This is a genomic window from Novosphingobium aureum (assembly GCF_015865035.1).
Lineage (GTDB): Bacteria > Pseudomonadota > Alphaproteobacteria > Sphingomonadales > Sphingomonadaceae > Novosphingobium > Novosphingobium aureum.
On the sequence record NZ_JADZGI010000001.1, the window covers coordinates 2,132,205 to 2,144,764 of the forward strand.

The following is a 12,560-nucleotide window of genomic DNA, read 5'->3' on the forward strand; positions in this document are numbered from 1 at the left end:
AACGGGCGGGCGTCGGCAGGTCCGGCGCCCGCCCGGCATATCATTGAAAAATCAGCCCATCCCGGGTTCGTGCAAATCCATGCGGATATGGAAACGGTCCGCCCGGTAGTGGGCGTAGGTCAGCAGGAACGGGCGGTCCTGCGCATCGAAGACCGTACGGGTTATGCGCAGCATCGCGGAATTGCCGGCAACATCGAGCATTCCGACCATCTCGCCGTCGGCAAGCACCGCGTTGATGGTCTGCTCTGCGCGGTGCGGATGATACCCGGCTGCATCGAGTACCTTGAGGATCGGCGCACCGCTGAGCTTTTCCTTGGTGACGAAATCCTTGAGATCGACCGGCACGTAGCTGACGATATAGCCGATCGAGACGTTCTCATCGTCGAGATGGCGCACCCTGACCGAGCGGATCACCGGGGTTCCCGGCGCGATGCGCAGGCTGGTGGCAACACGCGCCGGTGCTGCGACCTCCTCGACCAGCATGACGTGCACGCTGGTGCCCTCACCGAAGGCGATGAGCGAATCGTAGGCCTGTTCGAGGTTGGCCTCGATCGGCTTGGCGGGTGACTTGAAGATCACCCGCGTGCCGACGCGGCGGCGACGTTCGACGTAATGCTGGTCGGCAAGGTCGTTCAGGACCCGCCGCGCGGTGATGCGCGACACGTCGTAGAACTGTGCCAGTTCCTGCTCGGTCGGCATGGCCGAACCATAGGCGCGCTGACCCGAGAGGATCTCGTCGCGCAGCTGCAGGTAGATCTGGTGGTAGAGCGGTACCGCTCCTTCGCGATCGAGCACGTCTTTCCCTTGTTGCTTGTCGGCGCGCAGTACCGCACTTGCTAGCGATAGCCGAGACCTTTGATAGTCTTGGGACAGCGCGCGCCGTAGTCAACCCGCCCCGGCGCCGATCTCGCGACCGGCGCCGGGGTAAGTTCGTGTGGCGATCAGCGCTCGAGTTCGACCAGTTCGTACCAGGTCTGCATGTAGCCGCCGACGCCGCCCTGCACGAAGATCGCGTCATCATCGGCCGTGACCCACACGTCGTAGGCGGGATGCGCCTCGCCGTTGGCCGCGACCATGCCGCCCTCGTCGTCGGTGAACTGGAAGTGGTGGCAATCGAAGGTGCCGGCAGCGACGGTCACCGTCTCGTCACCGACGTAGCCCAGCTCGATCACCGATTCCACGATCATCGGCGGGGTCGCGCCGCGGTGGTCGGGCGACGGCAGGAAGCAGCGGAACTTGCGCTTGTGCGCACCGAGCGAGCGGTCGATCTTCTTGGTGATGTAGGCGTCGGCGACGATCGGGTGCGTGCCGAAACCGTCGAATTCTCCGTTGAGCGCCATGGTCTGCGACATGCGCCCGATCGAGGGGCCGTAGCTCTCGCATTCGACCGTGTCTTCGCCGACGATGAACAGGCCCGAGCCCATGAACTTGTCACCGATGGTTAGGCGCACGAAGCAGTCCATCGGCCGATCGTTTTCGTCAAGACTGTAGACGATGTCGCGGTGCACCGTGGGATCGGGCTCGTCGATTTCGCAGCGCGCACGCAGCGTGCGCTTGTTGTCCGAGTGGTGCGTCCAGGTGAAGGTCTCGCGGCCACGCTCGTGCCCTTCGCGTCCGGGCTTGCGCGAGGTGTAGAGGATCTTGCCGGATATCGTGCGGTGCTTCTGCATGGGTTCTCCCTGTTGGAAAAAGCTGAGTGGAGCGCTCGATCAGAGCGGCGTTGCAATGCCGAGGTAGGATGCGATCAGGACGGCGATCCACAAGGTCATGACGGTGGGCTGCGTGATCGCGATGACGCCCTTGATCGCGCGGTCGCCCTCCGGGTTCGCGCCGTTCTGCTTGAGATCGATGATCGCCGGAAAGAGCGGCACGAGCTGGCGTCGCACGAGCAGGCCGATGAAGATGCAGAACGCGAGCACCAGCAGCTTGAGCGCGATGAACAGCGGCATCGCGATGATGTCGATCAGCCCAGCCACGCCGCTGGCAAGCAGCGCGGCAAGCACGAGGTAGCGGATCGCAAGATCGACCTGCTTGTAGGTCTTCCCAGCGGGGCCGTGCTTTAGGTGCACCGTCCAGGCGAGCGCAAGCCAGACGAGGCCCGCGACCCAGACCGCGACGACGGCCGAGGTCGGCAGCTGCAGCCAGCCCTTGACCACGGCCAGCGTGAAGCCGGTCGGAAACGCCAGGATCAGCGTCGTGCGCGGCGCCATGTCGATGTTGTTGAGGATGGTCAGGGCCATCAGGCGCTCGGGCACCGAACGCTTGGCATCGACCATGAAGCGCGAGGAGTAGAAGGCGCCGAGGTCGCCGCCCAGCCAGTAGATCGGGATCAGGATGTGCAGCAGGGTTAGCAGGGCAAGGCCGGTGTCCATGGCTCTCAGGTGTCCTTGTGGCTTGATGCGGTGGCGAAGAAGCGGGCCATTTCGGAACGGCGCTTCTCGCGGAAGACAGGATCATCGAGGCGCGGCAGCGATACGGTCCTGCCAAGCGGTATCAGCGCGGTCAGCGCCTCGCGGGTCTCGTCGAGGGGGTCGTTGCTCGCCGCGGCCATCAGCACAGGGCAGCCGATCAGCGGCAAGCGCTCGTCTGCGGGCCACTGGAAGGCGGCGCGGTAGTTGAGATGATAGGTCGTCGAAGCCTTCATCACTTCGACCAGCCAGGCGTGGAAATCCTCGGGGCTGCCCATCCCGCCATCGCGGCGGGCCTCGCGCGTGCGGCGGTACCAGGGATAGAACAGGTACTGATCGCGGCAGAAGTGGAACAGGCGCATGAGATAGGCGCCTTCGAGATCGGGCTCGAAGGGCCTGGCATAGTTCTCGAGAATATCGCGCAGCTCCTCGCCCTCGACCAGCGCCACGCCGTCGAGAACCAGATGGCTCACGCGGGTCGGCGCCATGATCGCAAGCTCCGCCGCGATGGCCGCCCCGGTATGCGAGCCGTAGACCCTGACCGTCTCGAGCCCGAGCGCATCGATGAAGCCGAGCATGGCCGCCGCGAGGTCCGCGACGCTGGGCTCGACAACGCCAAGCGCGACGCTGTCGCCATTGCCCGGGGTGTCGGGCGCGAAGACCTGCGCCTCACCGGCGAAGTCCTCGATCAGCCGCAGTTGCTGGCGCGAACTGCCCGGCGAGGCGTGAAGGATGAGCAGAGGCTCGCCTCCCTCCCCGGCCGTGCGATAGTGCATCTGCCCATGCGGCAGATCCACGAAGCCGCGACGGATCTGGCTCATATCGTGCCGCCTTCGATGACCTCGAGCAGCGCGCCTTCCGGGGTGAGCAGCACGCCGCTGCGCTTCCCTGCATAGAGCGGCCCTTCGCGCACCACAGGAGCGCTTGCCCAGTGCCCGTCGAGCCGCGCGAAATCGGGATGCAGCATCGAGGTGATCGCAACCCCCGGCGGCAGCGCGCCTTCGTGCTTCTCGCGGACAGTCGCTTCGGCGGGGTATTGGTCGATCTCGAGGAAGGTCTGGCCCGCCCCGCGCGCGGTGACGATGGGCGTCTTGGTCTCCGGATCGAGATCGAAGGCCTGGTTGATCATCGAATAGCGGATCGGCACCGGATCGATCACAGGAAGGCCCAGCACGTCCTCGACCCATTTGACGCTGGCTTCGAGATCGTCGCTGGCGAGCACCATGATGAAGGGGCGGTCGACGAGCGAGGTCGGGTTCGGCAACCCGGAACCCTCTCCGGGCTGCAGGATCTGCGTCAGGTAGACGATCTCCTGGTCGTCGCCCTTGACCTGCATCGGCTTGACCGTGGCAAAGCCGTCGAGGTCCTTGGGCGGCCCGATGATCTCGAAGGGGCTCTCTTCCATCCGGGCGCTCACCGCCATGACGTCGCTCACGCAGATCTCGGTCGCGGCCCAGCCATAGGTGCGGATCGGCGCATAGGAGGCAACCGGATCGCCCTCGACGAAGCGCAGGAACACCTCTTCGCCCGAGGCGGGCTGGAGCAGTGCATAAGGGCGACCTGCCGAGGCCGGGGCCTGCCAGGCCTGCGCGAGATCGTCGGGCACATTGCCCTCTTCGACCACGCGGTAGTCCATCCATTCACTGTAACGCGCGCTCGATGCGGCGACGTCGGCAACGACCAGGGTTGCGCACTTGAGTAGGGTCATCGCGAAGATCCTGCTTGCTGGATATCTGTTGGGTTCAGCCCATCACGCCGCTGGCGCGAAGGGTGGCCATGGCGTCGGTGGCGCTCACGAGTTCGTCGACGGCTGTGAGCAGCGGCTCGTGACAGGCGCCGAGCCCTGCAAATTCAAGACAGCCCAGTGCCTTTTCCATGTGTTGCTCGCGGCTGAGCGGCCATTGCGGAGAGCCGAACTGCACCTCGACATCGCGCACCAGCGTCTCGCCAGACCGGGTCCGCGCAATCGCGCGGGCCGGGGCGAAGGCGGCCATGTCGGGGTTGTCGTTGGCAATCACCGCGATCTTTCCGGCGAGCGCATGGACCTCGGGATCGTCGAGCGAAGCACGCTGGAAGTCGCCGAGCGCAACCTTGCCGCGCAGCAATGTCACTGCCGCAAGATACTGCATGCACAACCGCGCATAACCGGGTTCCATGCCGGGCTTTGCGGGCCTGCCGACGAGGCGGTGGATCAGTGGTGGTGCGTGGTATTCGAGGCTCTCGAGGTCCTGCGCGCTCAGGCCCTGTTCGCGCATCAAGTCCTGCACGGCAACGATGCCGCCATGGCCTGCCCGGCCCGTCGGGAACGGCTTCCAGCTGACCTCGGTGATGCGGTGTCCATCGCCAAGCCGTGCAAGAGCGGGCGCGAGCGCCTCGCGCTTTTCCATCAGTGCGAAGAAGCCGAAAGGACCATCGAGTGGGTGTTCGACGCCGGGCATTCCCGTCCGCGCAAGGTCGATCGCGACGAGTGCATTGCGCGCAGCATTGGCGACCTGCACCGGCAGTGCGGGCTTGCCCTCGACATGTGCTTGCATCGTGCCGGAAACGAGGGCGAGAGCATGCCCGAAGGCATCAAGCGCCTGCGCGCGCGACATGCGTCGCATGCGGGCGATGCCCGCGACGCAACCGAAGATGCCTGCGGTCGCCGGACGGAAGAAGGTCAGCGCATCGGGGGCGGCGATGCCAAGCGTCACCGAGACGTCGACAGCCGCGACAATCGCGGCGAGGAAGTCGGTGCCGGCAACCGCAGGACCGCGCTCGGCATCGGCCAGCAAGGCCGCGAGCGCGGTCGCCATCGGGTGCAGCACCGCGGGTTCATGGACGCAGTCGTATTCCTGCCCGTGGATCTGGAAGCCGTTGACGAAGGCTGCCGAGGGCGCGGGCAAACGCACGCCGGGACGCCCGAGCACCGAGGCATCGCGCCCCTCACCCCAGCCCGAGGCCATTGCGAAGACGCCCTCGGCATGCGCCGCGTTGCGCCCGGCCGCACCGACCGCGAGGCTGTCGTGAAGGAAGGTCCTCGCCATCGCCTGCGCCTCGGTCGGGATGGCATCCCACTCGAGCGAAAGCGCGTGGTCGACGAGGACGTGCGCGGGATTTTGCAGATTGTCGCCCCCGGTGCTCATCTCAGTGCGGCTCCTCGCCGCCCGAGACGTTCATGCTCTCGCCGGTGATGTAGATCGCCTCGTCCGAGCACAGGAACGCGATGGCCGAGGCGGTATCCTGCGGCAGGCCGGGACGGCCCATCGGAATACGCGCAGCCATGCGCTTGAGGTACTCCTCGACGCTGATCCCCTGCACTTGCGCAAAGTGCTCGTTCTGCCACTTGCCAAGGCCGGTGGTGACGTGGTTCGGGCACACGTTGTTGACAGTGATGCCTTCGGGCCCGAGCTCGATCGAGGCCGAGCGCACGAGGCCGACTAGCGCGTGCTTGGACGAGGTATAGGCCTGTGCGTGCGGGAAGCCCGACTTGGCGGCCTGGCTCGCGACGTTGATGATGCGCCCGCCCTTGCCGGCCGCAATCATCCGCTTGGCCGCGGCCTGCAGGCCGTACCATGCGCCGTTCAGGTTGACGTCGATCACCGCGCGCCAGTCGTCCACGGAGACGTCGACCAGCGGCTTCATGATATAGCCGATGCCTGCGTTGTTCACCCAGATGTCGAGCGAGCCGAAAGTCTCGATCGCGTGGTCCGCCAGCGCCTCGACCTGCGCGGGGTCGCGCACGTCGCACGCGAAAGTGGTGGCATCGCTCGGCATGGCCTCGGCGATGCGCTTCATCTCGTCGGTGCTGCCGATCATGGCATCGGGCGTCGAGGCATCGCGCGAGGTGCCGATGTCCGAGATGACGACCTTCGCGCCCTCTTCGGAGAGCCGCCGCACGATGGCCTCGCCCAGCCCTCCCTCGCGACCCGAGCCAGTGACGACTGCAACCTTGCCGGCAAACCTCACGCCACCAGCTCCTCGGTCATCACGAAGGTGACATCGACCATGCCCTGGAAGGTGCTCGCGACCTCCTGCATGATCTCGCTCTGCGCGTCGGCGGCGAACTGCTCCATGTCGTTGACGTCGAGAACTTCGATATATCCGAAGGGCGGCTTCTCGTCCGAGCCCAGGACTGCGGTCGAGCGATAGACTCGGAAGCTGTCGATCGACTTGAGGCTGTTGGCGGTCGGCAGGTCCGTCTCGCGCGCCCAGGCCTCGTACTGCTCTACCGAAACGCCCGGTTTCAGGTTGAATACCGCGAAAATGATCATCTCGATCCCCTTTTCCTTGTCGCCTGCCGATCATGGCATCACGGCTACTTGCGTACCTTGTAACGGCAATATACCATAAGGCTATAACAAATGAGGTAGGCCGTGAAGACCCATCGCACATCACCCAAGGCAAACGACCCTAGCGCGGCCTACGACGGGCCCCCGGACTATCGCGTCATTGGTCGCCATGCGGTCTTCCCGCAGACCAGCCACGACGAGATCGAGCGAATCAACTTCCTCGCGCAGATGAACCGGCACCTCGCCGCACGCGTCGTGCCCGGCGTGAAGGCTGCGTACGAACAGCGCGTCGTCCCCGCGTTCGAAGCCGAGAACGGGCGTCCGATCGCCGACCGCCACGAGGCGCGCAAGGCGCTGCTCAAGGACCCCGCCTTCCAGACCTGGTCCGCACTGCGCCGCATGACGATGGAGCAGCGCCAGCAGGCGGGTCGCTGGACCGCGCTGCGCCAGGCCGAAGAGCTTGCCGAGATCGCGGCGGAGCTTACCGATGGCGACGAGCGCCTCTCGCTCGATCCCTCTGTGGCGATCCCGCGCTATGTCTCGGCGGTCGATCACCACTGCATGCCGGGCAGCTATCACACCGAATATTTCGAGGGCGACGTCACCAACGGCGCCAATTACGATCATGCGGGTTTCGTCACCACCAGCGGCCTGCTCGGCAAGTATTCCGATGGCGGCGGTCAGGCCGTGGTCAACTGGGTTCGCAAGAACCTGCCCGACTTCAAACCCAGGACGATCCTCGAGATCGGCGGCACGGTCGGCCATTCCAGCCTGCCGCTCGCCCAGGCCTATCCCGAGGCCGAGATGACGATCGTCGATCTCGGCGCGCCGGTGCTGCGCTACGGTCTTGCCCGCGCCAAGTCGCTGGGCGTCGAGAACGTACGCTTCGTCCAGGCCAGCGGCGAGGACCTTTCGGGCTTTCCCGATGCGAGCTTCGACTGGATCCAGACGACGATGTTCCTGCACGAACTCTCGACTACCGCGCTGCGCAACATCTTCCGCGAGACGCGCCGTCTGCTGAAGCCCGGCGGCGTCGTGCTGCATGTCGAGCAGCCGCAATATTCGCCGGAAATGCCCCTGTTCGAGCAGGCGATGCGCGACTGGGATGCCTTCTACAACAACGAGCCGTTCTGGAGCCGCATGCACGAGATGGATCTCGATGCCGCGATGGTCGATGCGGGATTCGAGAAGGACAGCCTGATCCATGGCGGCGTCTACGGCGTCGTCGATCGCGAGCTGTTCCCCGACGCGGCCGAGGACGACACCGAGGATTACGGCCGCAAGGCGGCCTGGCACGTGATCGGAGCAGTGGCATGAGCTTCAACGACGCACTCAACGCAGCCGGTACCAAGCCCGCCGGCAAGCGCCCCTACTTCCTCGATGCACAGGTCGAGAAGGTTCTCGCAGTGACCATGACCCTCGCGCAGGAGCTCGCCGTCGCGCGCCAGCGCAGCGACACGCTCGAGCGCCTGCTGCGCGAAAAGGGCGTGCTCGCCAAGGGTGAGATCGACGCCTTCGAGCCGAGCCGCGAGGCCTCTGCCGAGCGCCAGATGTGGAACCAGGAGTTCATCGCCCGCATCCTCAGGATCGTGCAGCAGGAAAACGAGGCCGAAGTGCTCAGGGACGATGTCGCCTCGGGCGATGTCGGCGAGGAACTGGCGAGGGACGCGTGAGGTGAGCGTGGACTTCGAATTCACCGTCCCCGTGCTGGTCGTCGGCGGCGGCGCCTGTGGCTGCATTGCCGCGCTCTCTGCCGCGCATGCCGGAGCAGACGTGCTGCTGATCGAGCAGGACGTGCGCCCGATGGGCTCGACCGGCATGTCGCAGGGGCTGATCTGCGCCGCGGGTACCCGCGCGCAGGCCGAGGCCGGGATCGAGGACGATGCCGAACGCTACTACGCCGACATCATCGCCAAGACCAAGGGCGAGACCGATCCGGTTCTTGCCCGCGCGATTGCCGAGAACGCGGGACCGACGGTTGACTGGATGGTCGCCGAGCTCGACATGCCGTGGTCGCTCGACAAGGGGTTTCGCCCTGCCTACGGCAACAGCACCTATCGGGTCCATGGCTGGCACGGTCATACCGGGCAGGACATGGTCGACCTCTTGCATCGCCGCCTCGACGACAACGGCGTCGACGTGATGACCGGTGCCAATCTGGTCGAGGTCCACGCCGATGACGAGGGGCGCGTTCGCGGTGTCACGCTCGAGCGGCCCGACGGCTCGCACGAGCAGGTCGGCTGCGAGGCTCTGGTGCTGGCCTGCGGCGGGTTCGCCGCGAACCACGAGATGGTTGCAAGGCACATGCCCGAGATGGCCGGCGCACGAAACAACGGGCACGAGGCAAGCCAGGGCATCGCAGTGCGTGTGGGCGAACAGCTCGGCGCGGCACTGGGCGACATGGGCGCCTATCAGGGCTATGCCATGCTCACCGAACCGCAGGGCATCCCGGTTCCGCCCGGAGTGCCGGTCGCCGGCGGCGTACTGGTCAACCTCGAAGGCAAGCGCTTTACCGACGAGACCGCCGACATCGCAGGGATGGTCCATCCGGTCCTGCAGCAATCGGGCGATCACGTCTGGGTCGTCTATGACGCGCGGATTGAGAGCGAAGTCGCCTACGTTCCCGAAATCCAGCAACTGAACGCGCTCAACGCTGCAAAGCGCGGCAACGGACCCGAAGAGCTTGCAGGCGTTATCGGCGTTCCTGCCGCTGCCCTTGCCGCAACGCTGGCCGATGCTGCTGCCGCACAGGCAGGCGGCGTACCCGATGCCTTGGGTCGCATCTGGGGCGAGGATCTCCCGCCCTCGGGCGAACTGCGCGCGCTCAAGGTCGTGGGTGCGATCTTCCATACGCAAGGCGGCCTGCAGATCGATGGCCATGCGCGCGTGCTGCGCCCCGACGGGACCGCACTGCCCAATCTCTTCGCAGGTGGCGGCGCCGCCCGCTCGGTCTCGGGTCCCGCCCACTGGGGCTACCTGCCCGCGATGGGGCTTGCCACTGCGGTAACCTTCGGCCGGCTCGCAGGCCTCGCCGCCGCGCAAGTCGCCGGGCGGGTTCCCGCACCGACCTGACGCAATCTGCCCTGCGCCGCATCCGACAGGGGAACACTCGCGTCGAGAGCAACCGGCCCGACCCTCCCTTGCGCGAGGGTGCTGCGCAGCAAGAACGCACAATCGTCCCGTTTTCGCCCATTTCCACAGGAAGCTGCCATGTCCGACGCTGCTACTCTTACCGCGATTGCCCCTTGCCCCTCCGATCTTCGCGCCAGCTTCGAAGCGATCGTCGGTGCCGAGCACGTAAGCACCGACGAGGCGCGCCTGCGCCTGCTCAGCGAGGACATCTGGTCGCGCGGCGAGCACGTCGCGATGCTTGCCGTTGCCCCCGGCTCGAGCGCCGAGCTCGCCGCAGTGGTCAAGGCCGCGCACGAGGCCGGGATCGCCCTCGCCCCACGCGGCGCCGGGATGAGCTATACAGGCTCCTACCTCCCTGCGACCGACAACACCGTCACCATCGACACCACCCGCATGGACAAGGTCCTGCGCATCAGCCCCGAGGACATGACCGTCACGGTGGAGGCCGGCTGCACCTGGCTCGCGCTTAACGAAGCGCTCAAGGAGCACGGCCTGCGCACCCCGTTCTGGGGCCCGATGTCCGGCATCTACTCGACCATCGGCGGGGGCCTCTCGCAGCTCAACGCGATGTTCGGTGCAGGCCACCATGGCACCTCGAGCGAGAGCGTTATCGCGCTCAAGATGATCATGGCCGATGGCCGCACCTTCACCACCGGTGCGCGCGGCCCCGACGGTGACAGCCCGTTCTATCGTCACTTCGGCCCCGATCTCGTGGGCCTGTTCTGCGGCGACTCCGGCACCATGGGGATCAAGGCCGAGATCACCATGCGCCTCATGCGCCTGCCCCAGTTCGAACAATCGGCCTCGTTCTCGTTCAAGACCGGCCCGGCCATGCTCGAGGCGCTGGGCGAGATGACGCGCGCAGGTATCGCTGCGGAAAGCTGCGGGTTCGATCCGGGCCTCACCAAGGTGCGCATGAAGCGCATGTCGATGGCGAGCGACGTCAAGACGCTGGGCAAGGTGATCAGCAAGGAGAAGTCGATCGGCAAGGGGCTGCTGGCCGCAGCAAAGATCGCGATGGGCGGCCGCAACTTCATTCCCGAGGAGGAATATCCGCTTCACATCACCGCCGAGGGTCGCTGCAAGGAAGCGGTCGCGGCCGACATCGCCACTGCACGCGAGATTGCTGCGAAGTTCGACGGCATCGAGATCGAGAACTCCATCGCCAAGATCATCCGCGCCATGCCCTTCCCTGCGCCCAATTCGATCCTCGGTCCCGAGGGAGAGAGCTGGATCCCGGTCCACGGCCAGTTCTCGCTTTCGACCGCACCCAAGGCCTTCGCCGAGATCCGCGCCTACTTCGACGAGATGGAAGCCGCATTCGATGCCAACGGCATTTCCTGCGGCTTCCTGATCTCCTCGATGTCGACCAACGCGATCATCATCGAACCGGTCATGTTCTGGCCCGAGGGCTATCGCCCGATCCACGAATCGATGATCGAGCCCGACCACATGAAGCGCCTCAAGCAGCTTGGTGCGCATCCCGAGGCGACCCGCATCGTCAGCGAAGCCCGCGACAAGGTGAAGGAGATTGCGCGCAAGTACGGTGCGGGCCACTTCCAGATCGGGCGCTCCTATGCCTATCGCGACCGCCAGGACCCGGCCTTCCTCGCCGTGCTCGACGCGGTCAAGCAGGTGATGGACCCGAAGGCACTGTTCAATCCCGGCGGCCTCGGCTTCCCCGGACAAGAGAACTGAGGACACAGTGATGTCCGAAGCCGAGACCTACCGCGCGATCCGCCTCGAACGGATCGCGCCCAGCTTCCGCGAGGGATGCGAGATCGTCAAGTTGCCCCGCCTCGCGCCGGGCCCGGGCGAGATTCGCGTGCGCAACCTTCATTGCGGCGTGAACGGCATCTTCGACACCCAGATCGCGCGTGACGCAGTCGATTACGTCAAGATCGCCCTGCCCACCTTCACCGGGGTCGAGGCCATCGGCGTGGTCGAGGAAGTCGGCGAAGGCGTCACTGGCTTCGTGCCCGGCGATGCTGCCGTCTCGGTACGGTTCACCGGTGGCTACCGCGAGGAGAACACCGCGCCCGAGAGCGCCTTCGTCAAGGTGCCCGAGGCGACGCGCGAATACCTCGCGCTATCCTCGACCGGTGTTTCGGCACATGTCGCGCTCTACCATATCGGTGCGCTGAGGCCGGGCGAAACCGTGGCGATCTCCGCTGCTGCGGGAGGCCTTGGCCACTTCCTCGTGCAGCTTGCCGTGCTGCGCGGCTGTCGCGTCGTCGCCGTCGCGGGCGGACCGGAAAAGTGTGCCTTCGTGAAGTCGCTCGGCGCCGAGCGGGTGATCGACTACAAGAGCGAGGATGTCGCGCAGGTGCTCGATGCCGAGTACCGCGATGCGCTCGATGTCGCGGTCGATACGGTCAGCGGTTCGATCTACGATGCCTTTCTCGCCAACCTCGCCAATCACGGCAGGCTGGTCGTTGGCGGCGCGGCGTCCGATCTCGAGGGCAAGCCCGAGATCGTCAACGCTCCGCGCATCGCGCACGCCATCTACTACAAGAGCGCATCTGTGCGCGGCTTCATGAACGGGCTGCTCACCGAGCACTGGCCCGCTGCGCGCGAGGAACTGTTTTCTCTCTACCAGTCGGGCAAGATTGCCGTGCGCTTCGACGCGCCGGATTTCGTCGGTATCGAGGGTGTCTTCGACGCGGTCGAGCGCCTGCTCTCGGGCCGCTCGAGCGGCAAGGTCGTCGTCGATCTCGCCGCGCCGCCCAGCAGCAATCCAGAATGAGGT

Annotated in this window: 13 protein-coding genes; 5 read left to right on the plus strand and 8 right to left on the minus strand. The window is 65.9% G+C overall.

Going from position 1 to position 12,560, the window contains the following annotated elements; genetic code table 11:
• Nucleotides 1–51: 51 nt before the first annotated feature.
• The 8 genes from I5E68_RS10100 to I5E68_RS10135 form a co-directional block, all read right to left on the minus strand.
• Nucleotides 52–795 (minus strand): GntR family transcriptional regulator, encoded by a 744-nt coding sequence (locus I5E68_RS10100; RefSeq protein ID WP_323982129.1) that lies wholly within the window; start codon nt 793–795, stop codon nt 52–54.
• Between the two features lie 146 nt (nt 796–941).
• Nucleotides 942–1,670: a DUF3108 domain-containing protein gene (locus I5E68_RS10105; RefSeq protein ID WP_197163432.1), complete on the minus strand. Its 729-nt coding sequence runs from the start codon at nt 1,668–1,670 to the stop codon at nt 942–944.
• Nucleotides 1,671–1,709: 39 nt separating this feature from the next.
• The gene (locus I5E68_RS10110; RefSeq protein WP_197163434.1) at nt 1,710–2,372 is read right to left on the minus strand and encodes a hypothetical protein; all 663 of its coding nucleotides are present in this window, start codon (nt 2,370–2,372) and stop codon (nt 1,710–1,712) included.
• Nucleotides 2,373–2,377: 5 nt separating this feature from the next.
• Nucleotides 2,378–3,229, minus strand: coding sequence for an alpha/beta fold hydrolase (locus tag I5E68_RS10115; RefSeq protein WP_197163436.1), 852 nt, complete (start codon nt 3,227–3,229; stop codon nt 2,378–2,380).
• On the minus strand, nt 3,226–4,116 hold the full coding sequence (locus I5E68_RS10120; protein WP_197163438.1) for a VOC family protein: 891 nt from the start codon (nt 4,114–4,116) through the stop codon (nt 3,226–3,228). The genes I5E68_RS10115 and I5E68_RS10120 overlap by 4 nt, the downstream gene beginning before the upstream one ends.
• 34 nt (nt 4,117–4,150) lie before the next feature.
• A complete protein-coding gene (locus I5E68_RS10125) occupies nt 4,151–5,533 on the minus strand; it encodes an MmgE/PrpD family protein (protein ID WP_197163439.1) in 1,383 nt (460 codons plus the stop codon).
• Between the two features lies 1 nt (nt 5,534).
• On the minus strand, nt 5,535–6,356 hold the full coding sequence (locus I5E68_RS10130) for an SDR family NAD(P)-dependent oxidoreductase (RefSeq protein ID WP_197163440.1): 822 nt from the start codon (nt 6,354–6,356) through the stop codon (nt 5,535–5,537).
• Nucleotides 6,353–6,661 carry a RedY/HapK family protein gene (locus I5E68_RS10135; RefSeq protein WP_197163441.1) on the minus strand — a complete coding sequence of 103 codons (309 nt, stop codon included), beginning with the start codon at nt 6,659–6,661 and terminating at the stop codon, nt 6,353–6,355. Before I5E68_RS10135 ends, I5E68_RS10130 begins: the two co-directional genes overlap by 4 nt.
• Before the next feature lie 102 nt (nt 6,662–6,763).
• Here I5E68_RS10135 and I5E68_RS20370 point away from each other — a divergent pair, with 102 nt between their 5' ends.
• The 5 genes from I5E68_RS20370 (at nt 6,764) to I5E68_RS10160 (ending at nt 12,557) form a co-directional block, all read left to right on the plus strand.
• Nucleotides 6,764–7,996 (plus strand): class I SAM-dependent methyltransferase, encoded by a 1,233-nt coding sequence (locus tag I5E68_RS20370; protein ID WP_197163442.1) that lies wholly within the window; start codon nt 6,764–6,766, stop codon nt 7,994–7,996.
• Nucleotides 7,993–8,352 carry a hypothetical protein gene (locus I5E68_RS10145; protein WP_197163443.1) on the plus strand — a complete coding sequence of 120 codons (360 nt, stop codon included), beginning with the start codon at nt 7,993–7,995 and terminating at the stop codon, nt 8,350–8,352. Before I5E68_RS20370 ends, I5E68_RS10145 begins: the two co-directional genes overlap by 4 nt.
• A gap of 1 nt (nt 8,353) precedes the next feature.
• On the plus strand, nt 8,354–9,751 hold the full coding sequence (locus I5E68_RS10150) for an FAD-dependent oxidoreductase (protein WP_197163444.1): 1,398 nt from the start codon (nt 8,354–8,356) through the stop codon (nt 9,749–9,751).
• Nucleotides 9,752–9,889: 138 nt separating this feature from the next.
• Entirely contained in the window at nt 9,890–11,509 is a 1,620-nt protein-coding gene (locus I5E68_RS10155; protein WP_197163445.1) for an FAD-binding oxidoreductase, read from the plus strand.
• A 10-nt stretch (nt 11,510–11,519) separates the two neighbouring features.
• Nucleotides 11,520–12,557: a zinc-binding dehydrogenase gene (locus I5E68_RS10160; RefSeq protein WP_197163447.1), complete on the plus strand. Its 1,038-nt coding sequence runs from the start codon at nt 11,520–11,522 to the stop codon at nt 12,555–12,557.
• Nucleotides 12,558–12,560 lie beyond the last annotated feature (3 nt).